Origin of the sequence: Scytonema hofmannii PCC 7110 (genome assembly GCF_000346485.2) — a bacterium.
Classification (GTDB): Bacteria; Cyanobacteriota; Cyanobacteriia; order Cyanobacteriales; family Nostocaceae; genus Scytonema; species Scytonema hofmannii.
This window is the reverse complement of record NZ_KQ976355.1, coordinates 208,650-227,703: the sequence shown is the minus strand read 5'-3', so window position 1 is coordinate 227,703 and position 19,054 is coordinate 208,650. Positions and strand designations below refer to the sequence as shown.

Below are 19,054 nucleotides of genomic sequence, written 5' to 3'. Positions count from 1 at the left end.
AGCGAGTGAAAATTAATTTTATCTCCTAAATTCCCTGTGACTATATCTATTTAAATCAACATATGCTTAATTCCATAGTCAAATGGTCGATCGCCCAGCGCTGGCTGGTGGTCATTACCTCCATTATAATTAGCCTGTGGGGCTTTCGTGTCCTAACTCAAATGCCGTTGGATGTGTTTCCTAGTTTTGCTCCGCCGCAAGTGGAAATACAGACCGAAGCCCCAGGACTTGCATCAGAGGAAGTCGAGTCCCTAGTGACCCGACCATTGGAAAGTGCAATTAACGGAACTCCAGGATTGGAAGTCTTGCGTTCCGCTTCTGCTGTAGGTCTTTCTGCTGTAAGAGCCGTCTTCACTTGGGATACGGAAATTTATCGCGCCCGTCAGTTGGTGACAGAGCGGTTGCAACAGGTTAGCTCTCAACTACCGCAAGGCGTAGAACAGCCAGAAGTGCTCCCTGTCAGTTCACCGTTGGGAATCATTGTCAGATACGCTTTTACCTCCGAAACCACTCCTATCATGGAGGTGTGGCGTACTGTTAATTGGTCAGTGAAAAACCGCATCCTTGCGGTTCCTGGTATCAGTAGTGTCCAAATAACTGGTGGGGAGGAGCGTCAGTATCAGGTGCTGGTTAATCCAGCGAAGCTAAGAGCGTTTAATGTTTCCCTAGATGATGTTACAGAGGCAGCCAAGGCAGCCAACGCAAATGCGCCTGGGGGATTTTTATTGACTTCAGATCAAGAAACGTTGGTTCGAGGAGTTGGGCGAATTGAGTCTATTGAGGAACTGAAAAAATCGGTCATTAAAGCGCGTGATGGCAAACCAGTGCTGCTTGAACAGGTTGCTGACATACAAATTGGTGGAGCACTCAAACGTGGCGATGGCAGTGTTGCGGGCAAGAAAGCAGTGGTTTTGACCGTAAACAAACAGCCAACGGGTGATACACCAACTATTACCAAGGCTGTTGAGGCAGCTTTGTCAGAAATCAAAGCAGGTCTGCCTAAGGATGTCAAAATTACTACCACCTTCCGCCAAGAAGATTTTATTGAAGCCTCAATCAAGAACGTTGAAGAAGCTCTGCGCGATGGTATTATTATCGTCTCTGTTGTCCTGATTCTATTTCTAATGAATTGGCGCACGGTGATCATTAGTTTGAGCGCCCTTCCCGTGTCGTTGCTATTGGGGATGATGATCCTCAATTGGACGGGACAAGGCATTAACACTATGACTCTGGGCGGACTCGTTGTTGCTATTGGTTCGGTGGTAGATGACGCGATCGTCGATATGGAAAATGTCTACCGTCGCTTGCGAGAAAACCAAATTGCCGGAAACCCCGTGCCACCGCTACAAGTTGTCTTTGATGGCTCAGTTGAGGTGCGCGTTAGCGTTCTCTTCGCTACTATCATTATCTCTGTTGTCTTTGCACCAATTTTTGCACTTTCGGGTGTGGAAGGTCGCATTTTTACACCCATGGGTGTAGCTTATCTGCTGTCAATTGCCGCTTCTACCTTGGTGGCATTGACACTGACCCCGGCGATGTGCGCCTTGTTGCTAGTAAACCGACGTTTACCAAGTACAGAAACCTGGGTGGAACGTCAAGCACATCGATTATATCGTCCAGCTTTGAGGTTTTCGATTCGTCGCCCCAAAATTGTTTTGTTAACAGCTTTAGCTAGCTTCATTGCTTCAATGGTAGTTTTACCATCATTAGGGCAAGTTTTTTTACCAGAGTTTCAAGACCGCGCCTTAGTGATTGCCGTCAGTCTTATGCCCGGTCAATCTCTAAATGCCAGTAATCAAGTGGGGTTGGCAATAGAGGAAGCTCTTAACAGTAACTCTATGATTGAATCCGCTCAATTTCGCTCTGGGAGAGCTCAAGGCGATTCAGAAATAGTTGGTACCAACTTTGGGGAACTAGATGTACAAATTAGCGAGGAGGGAGTGAAAGACCGAGAAAAGACTATTGACATGATTCGAGAGGAATTTGATAAGATTCCGGGAGTCGTGCCTAATATCGGTGGTTTTATTTCTCACCGAATGGATGAGGTACTCTCAGGGGTACGGAGTGCTATAGCAGTCAAAATTTTTGGTCCGGAAATAGAACAACTCCGTACCATTGGTCAACGAGTGCAATCAGCGATGAGTGAGGTTCGCGGTTTGGCTGACCTGCAACTAGAACCCCAAGTGCCAATTAAACAGGTGCAGATTAAGTTTGACCGCGACGCAGCTGCTCGCTATGGTCTGACGATTGGGGAACTTTCAGAGACAATTGAAACTGCTCTGAATGGGCGAGTCGTCTCCCAAGTCTTAGAGCAGCAACAAACTTTTGACCTCGTGGTGTGGTTGCAAGAAAATTACCGGAATAATATAGAAATTATTCGGGATTTATTAGTTGATACACCCAACGGACAGAAAATTCCCTTGGCTCAAGTCGCCAAAATTGACTACGGTACAGGTCCCAATACCATTAACCGCGAAAACGTCTCCCGGTTCATTGTCGTATCTAGCAACGTAGCAGGGAGGGATTTAGGTTCTGCAATTAAAGATATTCGAGACAGAGTTAAGCAAGAGGTGCAACTGCCCTCTGGGTATTATATTGAATACGGTGGTCAATTTGAAGCGCAAGAAGGAGCTACGAAAACTTTAATTTGGGCTGGAGCATTAGCTTTTGTAGCGATCTCCGTACTCCTTTACTTTGCTGTCAGATCGATTCCTGCAACCATAATGATTTTGATTAATTTACCCTTGGCATTAATTGGTGGCGTGATTTCCATTGCCTTAACTGGTGGTATTATCTCTGTGGCTTCGATGGTAGGATTTATTACCCTATTCGGAGTGGCTGCACGCAACGGGCTACTCCTGGTTGATAACTACAATCACAGATTAGCGCAAGGGCAGTCCCTGCGGGAAGTTCTCATGGAAGGTTCAATGGAACGGCTAGTTGCTATCTTAATGACAGCACTAGCATCAGCTCTTGGTATGGTACCGTTGGTGATTGGTAGTGGAGCCGGAAAAGAAATTCTCCAGCCACTAGCAGTTGTGGTATTGGGTGGTTTGTTTACCTCTACTGCTTTAACCCTGCTAGTACTTCCTGCTTTGTATATCCAGTTTGGCAAGTTTATGGTTCCAAAGAAAAAGGCTGAACCTATTATTCAGTCTCAAATTGTAGGAGAAGCAACTTTTTAATTATTAATTCACAAAATATTAATCAGGAGTCTCAATTAATGAAATTTCTCAAGACCGGCTTCATCGTTTTAGGCAGCATGGGATTACTTTTTTTAGGTGCTTGTAGTGGCAGTAATCAAGCCACTAATTCAGAAGGTAGCTCAACAAACTCAAATACACAAACAGCTGCCAACACAGAAACTACAGCTAAAGATGGGCAAGCGCACAGTAAAAATGACGGTCACGCTCATAATGAAAAAGATGGTCACTCCCATGATAGCAAAAATGGTGACTCTCATGGCGGTCAAGTTATAGAATCCGGTCAGTACCATTTAGAGTTAGTGGCCCAGAAAGAAGCTGATGGAACCCACATGGATTTCTATTTGGAAAAAGGTGAGGGTCACGAGGGTGTTACCAATGCTAATGTAACAGCTCAAATTCAACTGCCTGATGGTAGTCAAAAATCGCTTCCCCTCACCTATGATGCTAAGGAAAAACACTACCATGCTGTCTTTCCTGAAAAGGCAGCAGGTGAGTATAAAGTTGCTATTCTTTCTGATATTAACGGGGAAAAAGTGAACGGTCGCTTTACCTTCAAGCGGTAATTCGAGATGATAATAGCGACAAGAAAGCAGTCATGGCTCACCAGCACAACCACGGACACAACCACGAACCGACTAATTACAACCGTGCCTTCATCATTAGCGTTGCTCTCAATAGTGGGTTTGTCATCATTGAAGCAATTTATGGGTTAGTTGCCAATTCCCTTGCCCTGCTTGCCGATGCAGGTCACAATTTGAGTGATGTTTTGGGTTTACTACTTGCCTGGGGAGCAAGCCTTCTCTCGAGGCGCAGACCGACACTGCGTCGCACCTACGGGCTGCGTCGCTCCTCAATTTTAGCTGCTCTGTTGAACGCTATTCTCCTGCTCTTCGCCTCAGGCGCGATCGCATGGGAAGCTATTCGGCGTTTTGCTGAACCTAGCTCAGTCTCAGGCGGTACGATTATCGGTGTTGCAGCAGTCGGTATTGTTATTAACACGGTAAGTGCCTTGATGTTCCTATCTGGGCGCGAGAGGGATTTAAACATTAGAGGAGCCTTCCTCCACCTGATTGCTGATGCAGCAGTGTCTTTGGGTGCGGTACTGGCTGGCATTGCCATTGTTACAACTGGTTGGCTTTGGTTCGACCCAGTTGTGAGTTTGATTATTGTTGCTGTCATTGTTGTAGGTACTTGGCAATTGTTCCAAGAATCTCTCAACTTGGTAACGGATGCCGTACCAGCAGGTATTGAGCCGCTTGCCGTTCGCACGTACCTAGCTGAGCTTCCTGGTGTGGCTAGTGTTCACGACCTTCATATTTGGGCGATGAGTACCACCGAGACAGCGCTCACGGCTCACTTGGTTATACTTACAGGATACCCCGGCGATGCTTTTTTAATGCAGGTCAATCGAGAGCTGCACGACCATTTTGGCATTGAACACACCACAATCCAAATAGAAACTGGCGACCCGAGTTATCCATGTCCTCTTGCTCAAGAGAATGTTGTTTAAAGCTAAGAAAGAGCCAAAAATAGCGATTTTCGTACTCTCAATTTTTATTTCTCAATTTCTGACGATTAACTAGTACAGCGCGGCGGAAATAAAGCAACCATTAGTAACAGACAAAAAGCTTTTATTATAAGCTTTTGAGCCTTCTGCCCTCTGCCTCCGTACTTCTGCCTTCATGTACTAGTTGATTAAGTTTTTGATAAAAACAACAAAATCCACACAACTATTTTCCGGGTTAATATTATTTCATTTGTTAATTTTTCATCTTGATTTCATTTTGATTCCATACAATAGATGTTAGCTCCCTAAGCCTTGACTTTTACAGATTTCTAACACTTTCTAGTTGTGTCACTACTTTATAAAACTGTGCTTTTGGATATCTATTGTAAATTCAGATGAAAAAGATCAGCATTATTCCCCGATCTATCCTGCGGACTATAGGAAAATTTAAGCAGGCGTTAGATCCAAATGCAGAGTCCAAAGTTATTGAAGAGTTTCGCGCTTCTCGTTATCAAACTATTTCTTCTATCCGGTTTTTGTTAATTCTAATTATAGTTCCCCTTTTAGTAAATCAGCTTTCTAGAACTTTTGTAGTCAGTCCGCTAATTGAAAAATTTTGGAATCAAGAAAAGGTGGATATTTTTTTAAACTCTTCTCAACAAGAAACAGCCTTAGCTGAACTAAAAAGATTTGAGCAAATCCTTTACTTTGAAGCTCGAATTGGTAAAATCCCAAAACTTTCTGCTGAGGTAGTACAGAACAAGCTCAAGGAAAAAGCCACTACTATAGCAGAAGAATATAAAGCTGAAAGTATTAATGCAGTTACAAATATCTTTGCAGATGTACTCACAGCATTTGCATTCATTATTTTAATTTTAACAGCTAAGCAACAGCTATCTATTCTCAAGTCTTTTGTGAGCGATACGACTTATAGTTTAAGTGACTCTGCCAAAGCTTTTTTAATTATTCTATTTACAGATATATTTGTCGGTTATCACTCTCCGTATGGTTGGGAAATAATTTTTAAAAATATTTTAATTCATTTTGGTCTTCCAGAAAACAAGAGTTTTATCTCTCTGTTTATTGCTACGGTTCCAGTAATAATGGATACTATTGTTAAGTATTGGATTTTTCGTTACCTTAACCGCAGTTCTCCTTCAGCCGTTGCTACCTACCGCAACATGAATGAATAGTTTTTCTGTCCGAATTTTTGACACAATAAATACTACAACCATGTCAGCATCTAACACCAGAACAAAGACTCCAAATGCTAAATTCACGACAGATATAGTTCGGAGTTATCTGCAAGAAATTGGTCGTATACCATTGTTAACCCATGACGAAGAGATTTTTTACGGCAAGCAGGTACAACAGATGATAGCGTTGCAGAAGAAGAAGGAAGCCCTGAAGAGACAACTGAACTATGAACCAACCCAAAAAGAGTTAGCTGAGTACGTTCAGCTAATTGAAGCCCAATTGAAGGAAATTTTTCAGTGTGGCGCATGGGCAAAGCAAAAAATGATAGAAGCGAATCTGCGCTTAGTGGTTTCCATTGCTAAAAGATATCAGAAGCGAAATTTAGAGTTTATGGATCTGATTCAGGAGGGAACACTAGGTTTAGAGCGCGGTGTAGAGAAGTTTGACCCAACACGCGGCTACAAGTTCTCGAGCTATGCCTATTGGTGGATTCGTCAAGCAATTACGCGGGCAATTTCTCAGCAAGGACGAGCCATTCGACTTCCAATTCATGTCGGCGAAAAGTTGAACAAACTTAAGAAAGTGCAAAGACAACTATCCCAGAAATTGGGGCGCAGTCCCAGTGTGGCTGAAATTGCACAACAGATGGAATTAAACCCAGCCCAAATCCGCGAACTTCTGATGATGAATTGTCAACCTGTCTCGCTAGACAAACAAGTGGGCGATAACGAGGACACCGAATTGCAAAACTTTTTAACAGAAGCTCAAGAAACGTCACCTGAAACCTACATAACTCAAGATTTCCTGTGTCAAGATATCCATACCTCACTGACAGAACTAACTCCCCAGCAGCAACAAGTCCTAACTCTACGCTACGGCTTGAAGGATGGTTATGAACTTACACAGGCGCAGGTGGCTAAACAGCTCAATCTTAGCTGGAGGAGAGTTCGTTATGTAGAGCGACAAGCACTCAGTTATCTCCGGTGTCGTCAAGCAAATCTACGGGAGTATATTGTTAGTTAGCTATATCAGTTTCATGATATATATTTGCCAAATACTGCAAAAGCAAGTAATGGCAAAAATTATCTCGAAAAATCTTCGGATGGGCTCAGTCTACTTGACTGCTATTATGGCACTTGCTCATAGCGCCATAACATTTAAAGTTTTCGCTGTTGAAACGGCTTCAGGTCTTACAATTGCGATCGCAAACCAACCCACTACCATCAGTTCAAAAGGATTAATTTCTCGACATACTGCCGATCCCAATACCTTACCTCAATTAACTTCTGTAACCAAACCATTAAATTTGCTAGCACAGTCACAGGTAGTTACTGAACAGCCCAATCTTACGCAGTTACCGTACAGCTTAAAAGCTAGTGACCTACAGTTTGATACGACTTCTGTATCTGCTCAAGACCAGAACAACTTGTCCTACTTTACAGCCACAAATGAGGTATCAGAGGCTGTTACTCAACAACCCAACCAACCAGAAAATCCTTCACAACCCAATCGCTCGGAGAATTCTCCTCCTCCAGACAAAAGTCAGTATAACCTTTTCAATCCCACTCCTAAAGAACTGCTGCGGTCATTCAATTCTGGTCGTCCCAGCAAAACCGATACTCCCTTCACCGTTGATTCTGGACATTTTCAATTAGAGGCGGATTTTGTAACCTATACCAGGGATGTCAATAATTCAGATGGCATAGATACCAAAGCCTTCCAAATTTTCATTCCCAATATTAGAGTCGGTTTGCTCAATAACGTCGATTTTCAAATTCAGTTGCAAACGTACAATAACGTGCGTACTAAATTCCAAGATGGTACCGAAGAGGAACAATCTGGCTATGGAGACACTACTGTTGGCTTAAGGATCAACTTTTGGGGCAATGAAGGTGGTAAAACTGCATTTGGTATGGTAACTTCAGTCAAATTTCCTACCAGTCAAGATAATTTGGGTAATAATGCAATTGAGGGTGGCGTCACTTTCCCCTTTGCACTACAGTTATCTGAACAGTGGAACCTTGGAGTGCAAACTAGTTTCGCCTTAAATAAAAATAACGCTTCTTCTGGATACAATGTGGGATTTGTCAATAGCGTTATTGTGGGCTACTCAGTCACAGAAAAACTGGGGACTTTTTTTGAGTTATTCACTGACATTACTACTGAGGCTGGGTCAGAATTAGTTGCCACGTTTGATACTGGTATAACATACCTCATAGCTGAAAATTTACAGCTAGATGCAGGTGTCAATATTGGGTTAACGCAAGCATCTGACGATTTTAATCCCTTTGTGGGCTTTGCAGTGCGCTTTTGATAAGCGTTAGAGCATGAGTTAAGCTGAAGTAACCGTTAGCAGTTTCATCTGAAAGGTGATTTTAAAATCGGTCTTCAGCCATGTTGCTCCGTTGAAAACAAAAATCTTATTTGTATGTTTATTGAACTCTAGCTATCTAGTGTAACTCATTTAATAATTTTTATTAAACATTCAAAATTTCATCTTAATTTCATAGTGACCTGTCATCCTAGTTAAGGAAAGGTTTATGCACCAAGGGTGAATCTGCAATATGGTTGTCATCCTTTATCGTTTTAACAGTTAAGATGAAGAAAATTCTGATATCCACTGCTGCATTCGCTTTAGTTACCGCAGCTTCAATTTTTGACTGCTCTGCAACTGCCGCAACAGATAATAGTAGAGTGCCCAATGTTGATAATAATGTAGAATTTCCCTCTAGCAGTTGGCGGCTTGTTAAACACGTTTTTCGAGTACACGTTCCTCGAAATAACAACGCTCTTGACCAGCTAATTATTGATACCCCACCTACTGTAGCTGTAAGTAATGATATTGATGTCTTGAATGAGAAGGGTCAAACAATCAACATTAATATTTCTGTAAATGGTAGAAGAATCATAATAGGTTTTCCTGAAAAAGTGATTTCTAATACCAAGCTATTAATTGAACTTAACAAAGTTAAACAACCAACTCAAGGTCCTGCTTCCGTTTACAGACTCTCAGCTAAAGTCGTTGGCAGTGACGAAGAAATTCCGGTAGGTGTAGCTCAATTTCCCAAATTTTAATTAATAGATGTTCATGACAATTGCTGATATTTGAGCAATTATACCTAATTCTCTAAAAAATCCCTTTAACAGGCTAAAATTTCATCCAAATTTCATTTCACTATGTCAAGCTATTGAGTAACGGTGTCATTTGTCTATATAAGATTCTCATGATTGACCTACTTCATTATTTAGAGGCGTCAAATGAAAAAAATCTTAATTTATGCTGCTGCATTTGCTCTAGCTACCGCAGTCTTAATTCCTGCTGATTCTGCAAGTGCCAATTTAGATGATAGTACAGTTACCCATGTTCATGGAAACGTCCAATTTCCTCCTACTCGCTGGCGAACTGTTAGGCATACTTTCCGGTTACACGTTCCCCAGAATAGCAAGGCTCTTAACCAACTCATTATTAAGGTTCCATCCACTGTAACTGTAAGTAATGACATCAAGAAGATCGGTGTTGAGGATGAGAACGAGCAAAAAATTAACACTAATGCTTCTGTTAATGGTAGAACGATTATACTAGCTTTCCCTGAACCAGTCGCTCCTAACACTAAGTTTCATATTGACCTCAACAGTATACAACGACGAACTGGTGGGAATGGTCTTGTCTACCACTTTTGGGCTAAAGTTGTTGGCAGTGATACAGAAATTCCCATAGGTGTAGCTCGGTTTCGTCATTACTAACCCACAAGTGTAGATGGCAAATACTGATTATTAGGATTTAATCAATGAATTTTCAAGTGATAAATAGAGAGTTAATTGAGTGACTTTACGAAATTGACATAAGTACCGGAAAAAATAGCAGGAAGTCATTGTAAAAATCTCTACCAAATTTCTGCTATACTCATTGGTATTAATGCAGAGCTACCAATTGGTGTAGCTTAACCGCATGATTATTGATAAATAAATTAAAGAAGTGCAGTTGCTTTTATGAAAGTTCTGCTAGTTGAAGATGAGCCAGACCTTGGCGCGTCGATTAAGCGCAAACTGAGTCAAGAAAGATATATTGTTGACTGGGTTCTAAATGGGAATGAAGCTTGGAGTTGTCTAGAAAACCATTGGAAAAATTATACGCTAGCAATCTTTGATTGGTTATTGCCAGGAATATCAGGTTTAGAACTGCTGCATAGATTACGAGTTCGCGGCTACTCTTTACCAGTGCTAATGCTAACGGCTAAAGATAGTATGGAAGATAAGGTAGCTGGACTGGATGCAGGGGCGGATGACTATCTGGTGAAGCCGTTTGGTATGGCGGAGCTACTAGCGCGGTTGCGGGCTTTGCACAGGCGATCACCTTCCTTCCAACCTCAGCAACTTCAAGTTGGTAGTCTTATTTTAGATTACGGTAGTTGTACAGTTTGTTGTCAACAGCCTAATGGTAATCAGCAGGTCGTTTCTCTAACAAAGAAGGAATTCCATCTGCTGGAATACTTTATGAAACGTCCCAATCAAGTTGTTAGCCGCGAGCAAATTTTGAACCATCTTTATGCTTTGAATGCAGAACGTATCAGTAATGTGGTAGCAGCGCAAATCCGACTTTTACGACGCAAATTGTCAGAACATGGTTGTGATGGTTTAATCGAAACCGTCCCAAGTATGGGCTATCGTCTCAATTCTAGCAATGCAGATTAGACTATTTCGTCAGACTCGCTGGCGACTGGCTTTTTGGTATGCAGTGGTTATGGGTCTAATTTTGTCCCTATGCGGTTTTGTTGTTTATGAGGTCATCATTGACGCATACTCAGTTTCTGTTAACCAAGAACTAGAGTCTGTAACAAGCACACTGCATGATGTCATTGAACCGACTCTGAAAAAACCTGGTCGCCCGGAGCTAGTGTTCCAGCAGGTTTTACCCAATATTTGTCTAGTTGAGTCTAGTTGCCCTACTGAAATAACCTTTGAGCAAAGCCAACACATACCTGCTGAACACAGTATTTTTAGTCCTGTTTACAAAAATCAGCAATATTACATCCGTTTTGTCGATGCTTCCGAAAGGTTGATTGCTGTCGCAGGTTTTCAGCCTCATGAACTGCCATCAACTGTAAAAACACAAGTTTGGCAAACAGTCCAAGACTCGCAAGGCAATCGTTACAATCAAAAGTCTCTACCGCTTCACACTCAAGATAATCAGCTTTGGGGTTATATGCAGGTAGGGCGCAGTCTTAAAGAGCTTGATAATCGTCTCGCTGCTTTAAAATTTGTTTTGGCGTTGGGATTGCCAATTACGGTACTCCTCGTTGGCGGTTCTAGTTGGTGGCTGGCTCTTTTGGCGATGCGACCACTTGACTCTTCATACAAACAAATGCAACAGTTTACTTCTGATGCTTCCCATGAGTTGCGTACTCCTCTAGCAGCGATTAATGCAACAGTAGAAACTGTACTCGATCTGGAGTATCTATCCGAGCAAGAAGCGCGAGATACCCTAACATCTATTAAACGTCAGAGTTACCGACTTGCTGAACTAGTTCAGGATCTACTGCTACTCTCTCGGTTAGATCAGCAAACGCTGACGATAGAATTGCTACCTTGCTGTCTTAACGTTTTAATTAATGACCTTACAGAAGAGTTTTCCGCGTTAGCAAGTGCAGCTTCTTTGACACTAACATCTTCTATGCTCTACCATCAGCCATTATGTGTGATGGGGGATGAAGACCAACTTTTACGTCTGCTTTCTAATTTAATTGCTAATGCCATTCAATACACTCCCGGTGGCGGTTATGTAAATGTCATCCTTAAGCGCAGCAATGGTCATGCTGTGATTGAAGTGCAAGATACAGGCATTGGAATTGCATCCAGTGAGCAACAAGCGATTTTTAATCGCTTTTACCGCGTAAATAGCGATCGCTCACGCAGCACGGGTGGAGCCGGATTGGGACTTGCGATCGCTCACGCAATTGTTCAGACTCATGGCGGTAGCCTCCATGTGCAAAGCGAACTTGGAAAAGGTAGCACCTTCATCGTTCAATTGCCCTTAATAGTTACTCCGTTATCAAACATTCAAATAAGTTAATGAACATTGAATAACTAGTGAATAACTGGAGGACAAACTCCTAATTGCACCTTTGCAAAGCTTGGAGTCTCTCCATAATAGCTCCGCCTGCAGGTCTTGCTGGCGGAATTACACAGTCTCCTGTTTTTGACCCATCCACCTGACGGGGTATTCCTATAGTAGTCTGATTGGTAGCTCCTGTAGGAGTGGATTGCTGAAATCTTTTATAGCATTGCTGCATGGTTTGGAGTCTTGTTGAACTAGCTCCGCCAGTAGGTCTTGCTGGAGGAATGGATTCACAAGCTGATGTATTTGACTGATTGACATCTTTTGCGTATGCAAAAGAACTTACAGATACCTGAAACAAAGCTATGTCTAAGGGAATCGTTAAGATGAACGCAGTGCGAATAACAAGTGCCTTCATAGCCAAAATCCTCAAACAGTGAGTATTTGGTAGTAAATCAGGTTGACAGTCGTACCCTAGTGGTACAACCAAAGAGCCTGAAACAAAAATGAATCAAATTGTAGGTGTGAGTTTCTAATTACTAATTTACAGAATCAAAATGAAATTCTGATGAAATTGTTAATTTATTATGTAACAATTTACAAAAGTTTCTTATCAAATTTTATTATTGATTGTTGAAAAATCAATAGTAGGCTCGAACTAGATTTTTCAGTTTAAAGGAAATAGGCTTCCTGTTCTACCTGATAGCAGTACAACCAAAAAGCCTGAGACTAGTATTTGTGAAAATCGAGAAGTTACTTTCCAAGTATTAATATAAAACGTCAATATGAAATGTCAATGTGGCTGTTGATAAGTTGATTTAAAAATCAATATAAAATGTTTTGCGATCGCCAACTCATGCCTTAAAAAAATCAGGCTTATAGTGGTATAACTAGGAAGCCTGACGATGTGTGGTAGTTGAGGAGTAAACTTATTAAACCTTCTCCAGCCATTATAGAAGATTAAGATGAAATCATAATGAAATCATATCGAAAGAAATGAAGGCAAGCGATTTGTATAAGCCAGGGAATCAATCTAAATTTTCATTATGATTCTGCTGTTCGGAACGCCCCTTGTACAACCCAATGACATAACCGATCGCACCAGCCCCCACTCCTGCTTGCACAGCAAACAAGAGACTTTCAACTTCTCCACTAGGTAACTCAAATAATGAATTAAACCAAGGTTTATATTGAGGCTGTATCTCTTTGATTGCCTCTTCAGCTTGACCATCTGCACCGCCAAATTCTGCACCTTTTATTAGCACTAGCGGTGCTACTGTCAATACTACCACTGCTAAAACTAACAGCCAGTTATTCCATTTTGGATTAGTCATAAGTCAATTGTTAATAGATATTGAGCCTGGGACTGGTGGGCTCAGTTTTCCGGCTTGATTAGCTGCAACATTTCTAGTTCTTGGCGACCATAGCTAGAAAGCCAATTCCACACCAGTACTGTCAACAATCCTTCACTAATTGCTAAAGGAACCTGCGTTACGGCAAAGATTCCTGCAAATTTAAGAAAGGAACCCATAAACCCACCGATGGTAGCAGGAAATGCCAAAGCCAGTTGTACGGAAGTAACAATATAGGTTATTAAATCTGCTAGAGCAGATGCTAGAAATATCGCTAACCTTTGCTTACCACTTGGCATTACCAAGCGATATATCCAAAACGCAACAAATGGTCCTACAATCGCCATCGAAAATACATTGGCTCCCAGCGTTGTCAAACCGCCATGAGCTAGCAACAGCGACTGAAACAGGAGAACTAGACTACCCAATACCGACATGGCTAACGGTCCAAATAGCACTGCTCCTAATCCCGTGCCTGTGGGATGGGAAGAACTGCCTGTAACCGAAGGCAATTTCAACGCTGATATTACAAAGGTAAAAGCTCCTGCCAAAGCCAAAAGTAATTTTAGTTCAGGGTTAGCTTGGGTGATGCGAGTGAGCGATCGCAATCCCAAAACAAAAAACGGTAATGCTACTACCCACCAAAAAACCGCCCAACCCACTGGTAAGTAACCTTCCATTATGTGCATGGCATAAGCAGGTGGAGTGAAACCAACGATTAGGTAAAAGCTTACAGCCGCTATTAAGATTAGCGATGTCAGTTTTGATTTGAGAAGAATTCTCGCCACCATGATTACCTTCAGATGTTTATAAGGGAGTTAGTTTAAATTAGCAGGTATTTTAACTCAAGTACGATCGTCATCTCTCATCAAATTCCCATCGCTTCCTTGAGTACGAGCTGTATTTAATTGCAACTTATTAAAAACCCAAATTTTTCTCCTAACTTTCTTAATTAGCAGAGGTTACCCATCCCCAATCGAGTCCTTCCTGATACCAGTGACATGACTGTTTGGGGCTATTTTGGAAGACACTCTCCACCATCTTCTCAAAACAAGATGAAATTAGGATGAAATTTTCAATATTATTGCCACCCCAACAAAGGGTGACAGGGTGGCTTTTGTTTAATTTAGTTGACATTAAATAGGCAGAATACACCCAGCGAAGTTACAGTCCTGACGACTAGCGCTTTTAAAGCCTAATAAACCATTGGTGTCTGACCGCGCAAAGCACGTAAAAAATTCATACAATATGGGCAGTCGCAGCCAAATAATTGAATGGCAGCATTACTTTCTTCTTCAGAAAACTCCAGCATAGCTACCTTCTTATCAGACACCTGCTCTCCGTTCACAGTCTGTGCAGGCTGTGAGCGACGAGACGCTAATTCTTGCTTTGAGAGCCGTATACACACCAAACTAGTAGCACCATGTGGATGCGGTACACAGGAACGACCGTCTTTCGTTAGAAAGACAGTTTGGTTCTGGGCGGCATGGGCAGGATTGGGATTAATCACTGCTAGTATGGACATCATTGAGGCGAAAACTGTGGGGCTGCCAAGCAAAGTCAGTAGAAATTTTCTGTTCATTGGTTTCCTTGAAAAACATATTTGAGCGCTGGTTATTTAACTCACTGTCAAACCGGCGAGTGAAATTTTTCCCAGAATAGCCCCGTTGACATTTTCCATCACAAAAAAGTTTCCATCTCCGCCTAGTTAAGCTAAACATTAAATATTAGGGTAAACAAACAAATATTAGGATAAGCAAAGCCTGCCCATCCTATTCCTAGAAAATCTGTTTAATTTCAATTGAAAATAGTTCTAATTTTTGAGAAAAGTCATAAATAAATTATCTAATACTCTTCAATTTTTAGGAATAGCTACTGCTGCACTTGCTGGAGAAGAGCCTGTGTTTTTTGATAACCTTGGGTATTTCCTTGTTCGCGAAAAAGCCTTGCAGCTTGCTCTAAATCCTCAACAGCACGTTTGCTATCTCCCAAAGCATACTGAGCCAATCCCCGGTTACCGTAGGCATCAGCAAGCGTGGGACTGAGGTTGATTGCAAAATTAAAGTCTGCTATTGCTGCGGTGTGATTTCCCTGCCTAAAATTGACAAGACCCCGATTGTAGTGGGCATCTGGTAAATTTGGGTTGATTTTGATTGTCTGATTAAAATCTGCAATTGCTTTGTTGATATCTCCCAGTTCTGCATGAGCAGATCCTCTACCATTGTAAGCATCCGTATGATTGGGATTTAGACGCAACGCTTGGCTATAATCTGCTATGGCTGCTTGAAAGTTTCCTGATAGAGATTTTGCCAAACCTCGAAGACAGAAACCTTCGTGAAATCGAGGATTTAATTGTACTACAGAATTAAAATCCTCAATCGCTCCGTTGTAGTTACCTTGTGCCAGCTTTTGCACCCCCTGGTTGTAGTATTCCAGAAAATTCATCTGTTTGGTAGATGTCTGTGATTGCTGTGCATGAACAACAGCAGGTAGCGTTCCACCCAGTAAGCTTATGATTCCTAGAATGGCGATCATCCGCTTGATGTGCTTCATCGCGTTACTCCTTATGGGTGCTTTGTCTGTGACCATAAGTTCATTCTAGCTATAAACTCAAACGGTCAACTGTGCTATTAAAGGATGACTCAATGATGTTTCTATCTCTCAGACTACTTAATTAATATGACGACTATCCTCAATTTGGGAGCATTAATATTTCGAGGGTGTAATAAAAAATAGTGGCAGATGTGTTACCAACAAGGTTTATGATAAATCTGACACTGCGTTTGTTCCAATAAGGACTTGGTTTGTAATAAGTTAAAGCGATTTTTATCAAGCTTGCTAAGATTAGGGCAAGATTACTTAGTAGGTGCATTATGTATTAGATGTAACTTTCTGTCGCTTTGCCCTCATGAGTAGACCATGCTTGGGTGCAAATATCATCGCCACGACAAATAGCAGAGTTTGCAACACCACAATGCAACCTCCAGTGGAACCATCAATGTAATAGCTGATGTAAGTCCCCATGACGCTGGAAAATACTCCAGAAGCCATAGCAATGAGCATCATATGGTCAAAGCGGTCTGTTAATAAATAAGCCGTTGCTCCAGGTGTTACTAGCATAGCAACGACAAGAATAATTCCAACAGTCTGGAGTCCGGCGACAGCAGTTAAGGAAAGTAACGATAGCAAAATATAATAGAGTGCTCCTGTATTTAAGCCTATAGAACGCGCATGAGTGGGATCGAAACAAAATAACAGAAGGTCTTTCCGTAAGATAGCAATGGTTGCTAAGGTAATGACACTAATGATGACTGTTTGGATGATGTCTGGTTGAGTAATTCCTAGAACGTTGCCAAACAGGATGTGCGTCAAGTCTACAGAGCTTGGAGTTTTAGACACAAGCACTAACCCTAACGCAAAGAACCCTGTAAACACCAGTCCAATGACTGTGTCTTCCTTAATTCTCGTCTTCTCCTTAATAAAACCGATGGCAATGACTGAACCTACCCCAAACACAAATGCACCAATAGCAAAAGGAATTTTGAGAATGTAAGCAATGACTACCCCAGGCATCACAGCGTGGGAAACAGCATCCCCCATTAATGCCCAACCTTTGAGTGTCATGTAACATGATAGCACTGAACAAACGACTCCAACCAAGGCACTAATGAGAATTGCCTTCACCATGAATTCATGTTGCAAGGGTACAGTCAACCACTGTAGTAATTGCATTACAATGCCTCCTGATTTTCACTCTTGAAGCGGCTTTTGCTAAATGGCAAATCCCCTAGAGAACCACCAAAGGTACGAGAGAGATTTTCTTCTGTGAAGACTTCAGAGGTATTGCCGTAAGCTAGGATAGTGCGGTTAATGAGAATTACTTGGTCACAGAAAGTCGTAATTGAAGCTAGATCGTGGGTAGAAACCAAAATGGTGTGACCCATATTTCGCAATTCAAGTAATAGGTCAATCATAGTTTTTTCTGTTTTGATATCTACCCCTGTGAATGGTTCATCTAGCAGTAAGACTTTTCCTTGTTGCGCTAAAGCACGCGCAAAAAAGGCACGTTTTTTTTGTCCTCCTGAGAGTTCCCCAATTTGGCGATCGCACAGTTCCCACATCTGTACCCTCTCCAAACTCTCTCGAACCACCCTTTTATCTTTTGCAGAGGGAATTCTCAGTATATTCATATATCCATAGCGTCCCATCATCACCACATCGTGGACGCTTACTGGGAAATTCCAGTCCACTTCTTCTGACTGCGGCACATACGCCACCAAGTTATTTTTCTGCACTATTCTAATAGGCAAGCTGTTAATTAACACCCTCCCCGTTGTTGGCTTCACAAACCCCATAATTGCTTTAAACAGAGTTGATTTACCGCTCCCGTTCATGCCCACCAACCCACTAATTGAGCCTGCTTTGATTTGCAAAGAAGCACCATGCAATGCGACCTTGCCATGGTAAGCGACTGTCAGATTTTCTACATTAATACTGATAGATTCCATATGAGTTTTTAGTCAATAGTCATTGGTCATTAGTCATTTGTTATTCTTCCTTCTTGTTCCTCTGATATCTCAATTCCCCTGTAATCCTTTAATGAGAGTTGTGACGTTATGTTCCAGTAACTTGAGATAAGTCGATGCAGGACCATCAGGAGGGGAGAGAGAATCAACATAGAAAACTCCGCCAAATTTTGCACCCGTTTCTCTGGCTACTTGACGTTGCGCTTCATCACTCACCGTACTTTCACAGAAAACAACGGGTATTTGATTTGTCTTAACCGTATTAATAACCTTTTCAACCTGTTTGGGAGTAGCTTGCTGTTCCGAGTTAACTGCCCAGAGAAAGACTTCTTTTAAGCCATAATCGCGGGTGATGTAGGAAAAAGCCCCTTCACAACTGACCATGTACCGTTTGTCTTGTGAAACCACCGACATCTCTTTTTGCAGCTTTTGGTCAATGTCCCTAATCTTCTGGCTGTATGCCTTAGCATTGGCATTGTAGGTATCTGTGTTCGCTGGGTCTAAATCAACTAGCGCTTTGCGAATATTCTCTACATAAATTAAGGCGTTTTGTGGTGACATCCAAGCATGGGGGTTAGGTTTACCTTTGTACACATCCTCTGCAATTTCTACAGGTTGAACATCTGCACTCAGAGTGACATGAGGAACCTTAGGGATATTGTTATAAAATTTCTCCGCCCACCGTTCTAAGTTCAAACCATTATCTAAAATCAAGTCAGCGTTTTGTGCCTTAACTAGATCGCTGGGTGTCGGTTCATAACCGTGAATTTCTGAGCCCGGTTTGGTAAGAGATTCAACAATTGCTTTATCTCCCGCCACATTCCGCGCCATGTCAGCGATCACTGTAAACGTCGTCAGAATTACCTTTTTGTCTTTTGTCTTTTGATTGGTAGTATTGGTTTCTCCTAAGGTTGAACTTACCTGTGACTGGACAGCATCAGGCGGTGTGGAGTTGCACCCACTCAGCCAAAGTCCTAACAACACCCCAGATGTTACCAACCACTTCCGTGCATAGAGCAGTCTTCGTACCTGGTGACTGTTGAAATTAAATTTCATTTATAGATTTCATAATTTTCTCATTTTTCCCACTACTTTACTACAAAGGAGAGAAAAGTGAAAGAAATATGAAAATGTTTACATTAACTAGCAGTGAGTACACCGTGCATTGTTTATTTGGTGCAATGCCTACGGTTCCTTTTGAGCAACAAAAC

18 protein-coding genes are annotated in these 19,054 nt (G+C 41.8%); 10 read left to right on the top strand and 8 right to left on the bottom strand.

Features of this window, described 5'->3' with window-relative positions; genetic code table 11:
- Positions 1 to 62: 62 nt before the first annotated feature.
- The 10 genes from WA1_RS49945 to rppB all read left to right on the top strand — a co-directional run bounded on the left by WA1_RS49945 (position 63) and on the right by rppB (position 11,980).
- Positions 63 to 3,185, top strand: coding sequence for an efflux RND transporter permease subunit (locus tag WA1_RS49945; RefSeq protein ID WP_026134416.1), 3,123 nt, complete (start codon positions 63 to 65; stop codon positions 3,183 to 3,185).
- A 38-nt stretch (positions 3,186 to 3,223) separates the two neighbouring features.
- Positions 3,224 to 3,769: a hypothetical protein gene (locus WA1_RS49940; protein ID WP_017741055.1), complete on the top strand. Its 546-nt coding sequence runs from the start codon at positions 3,224 to 3,226 to the stop codon at positions 3,767 to 3,769.
- A gap of 32 nt (positions 3,770 to 3,801) precedes the next feature.
- Positions 3,802 to 4,716: a cation diffusion facilitator family transporter gene (locus WA1_RS49935; protein ID WP_017741054.1), complete on the top strand. Its 915-nt coding sequence runs from the start codon at positions 3,802 to 3,804 to the stop codon at positions 4,714 to 4,716.
- Positions 4,717 to 5,108: 392 nt separating this feature from the next.
- Positions 5,109 to 5,906, top strand: coding sequence for a hypothetical protein (locus WA1_RS49930; protein ID WP_017741053.1), 798 nt, complete (start codon positions 5,109 to 5,111; stop codon positions 5,904 to 5,906).
- Between the two features lie 40 nt (positions 5,907 to 5,946).
- Entirely contained in the window at positions 5,947 to 6,933 is a 987-nt protein-coding gene (locus WA1_RS49925) for an RNA polymerase sigma factor, RpoD/SigA family (RefSeq protein WP_026134415.1), read from the top strand.
- Between the two features lie 49 nt (positions 6,934 to 6,982).
- Positions 6,983 to 8,224, top strand: coding sequence for a transporter (locus WA1_RS49920; protein ID WP_017741051.1), 1,242 nt, complete (start codon positions 6,983 to 6,985; stop codon positions 8,222 to 8,224).
- Between the two features lie 284 nt (positions 8,225 to 8,508).
- On the top strand, positions 8,509 to 8,985 hold the full coding sequence (locus WA1_RS49915; RefSeq protein ID WP_017741050.1) for a DUF2808 domain-containing protein: 477 nt from the start codon (positions 8,509 to 8,511) through the stop codon (positions 8,983 to 8,985).
- A 183-nt stretch (positions 8,986 to 9,168) separates the two neighbouring features.
- Positions 9,169 to 9,654: a DUF2808 domain-containing protein gene (locus tag WA1_RS49910; RefSeq protein WP_017741049.1), complete on the top strand. Its 486-nt coding sequence runs from the start codon at positions 9,169 to 9,171 to the stop codon at positions 9,652 to 9,654.
- Positions 9,655 to 9,900: 246 nt separating this feature from the next.
- Positions 9,901 to 10,602 (top strand): two-component system response regulator RppA, encoded by a 702-nt coding sequence (gene rppA, locus WA1_RS49905; protein ID WP_017741048.1) that lies wholly within the window; start codon positions 9,901 to 9,903, stop codon positions 10,600 to 10,602.
- Entirely contained in the window at positions 10,592 to 11,980 is a 1,389-nt protein-coding gene (gene rppB / locus WA1_RS49900) for a two-component system sensor histidine kinase RppB (RefSeq protein WP_017741047.1), read from the top strand. Before rppA ends, rppB begins: the two co-directional genes overlap by 11 nt.
- Before the next feature lie 40 nt (positions 11,981 to 12,020).
- Here the strand turns inward: rppB and WA1_RS49895 are convergent, their stop codons facing one another.
- The 8 genes from WA1_RS49895 to WA1_RS49860 all read right to left on the bottom strand — a co-directional run bounded on the left by WA1_RS49895 (position 12,021) and on the right by WA1_RS49860 (position 18,899).
- Complete coding sequence (locus WA1_RS49895) at positions 12,021 to 12,383, bottom strand: hypothetical protein (protein ID WP_017741046.1); 363 nt, start codon at positions 12,381 to 12,383, stop codon at positions 12,021 to 12,023.
- A gap of 610 nt (positions 12,384 to 12,993) precedes the next feature.
- Positions 12,994 to 13,299, bottom strand: a complete 306-nt coding sequence (locus WA1_RS49890; protein ID WP_017741045.1) for an energy-coupling factor ABC transporter substrate-binding protein — start codon at positions 13,297 to 13,299, stop codon at positions 12,994 to 12,996.
- Between the two features lie 41 nt (positions 13,300 to 13,340).
- Positions 13,341 to 14,108 carry an energy-coupling factor ABC transporter permease gene (locus tag WA1_RS49885; RefSeq protein WP_026134414.1) on the bottom strand — a complete coding sequence of 256 codons (768 nt, stop codon included), beginning with the start codon at positions 14,106 to 14,108 and terminating at the stop codon, positions 13,341 to 13,343.
- A gap of 404 nt (positions 14,109 to 14,512) precedes the next feature.
- Positions 14,513 to 14,899 (bottom strand): hypothetical protein, encoded by a 387-nt coding sequence (locus tag WA1_RS49880; RefSeq protein WP_017741042.1) that lies wholly within the window; start codon positions 14,897 to 14,899, stop codon positions 14,513 to 14,515.
- 290 nt (positions 14,900 to 15,189) lie between these two features.
- On the bottom strand, positions 15,190 to 15,870 hold the full coding sequence (locus WA1_RS49875) for a tetratricopeptide repeat protein (protein ID WP_017741041.1): 681 nt from the start codon (positions 15,868 to 15,870) through the stop codon (positions 15,190 to 15,192).
- A gap of 318 nt (positions 15,871 to 16,188) precedes the next feature.
- Positions 16,189 to 17,049: a metal ABC transporter permease gene (locus WA1_RS49870; RefSeq protein ID WP_017741040.1), complete on the bottom strand. Its 861-nt coding sequence runs from the start codon at positions 17,047 to 17,049 to the stop codon at positions 16,189 to 16,191.
- Positions 17,049 to 17,825, bottom strand: coding sequence for a metal ABC transporter ATP-binding protein (locus tag WA1_RS49865; protein ID WP_017741039.1), 777 nt, complete (start codon positions 17,823 to 17,825; stop codon positions 17,049 to 17,051). The genes WA1_RS49870 and WA1_RS49865 overlap by 1 nt, the downstream gene beginning before the upstream one ends.
- Positions 17,826 to 17,894: 69 nt before the next feature.
- Positions 17,895 to 18,899 carry a metal ABC transporter substrate-binding protein gene (locus WA1_RS49860; RefSeq protein ID WP_017741038.1) on the bottom strand — a complete coding sequence of 335 codons (1,005 nt, stop codon included), beginning with the start codon at positions 18,897 to 18,899 and terminating at the stop codon, positions 17,895 to 17,897.
- Between the last annotated feature and the right edge of the window lie 155 nt (positions 18,900 to 19,054).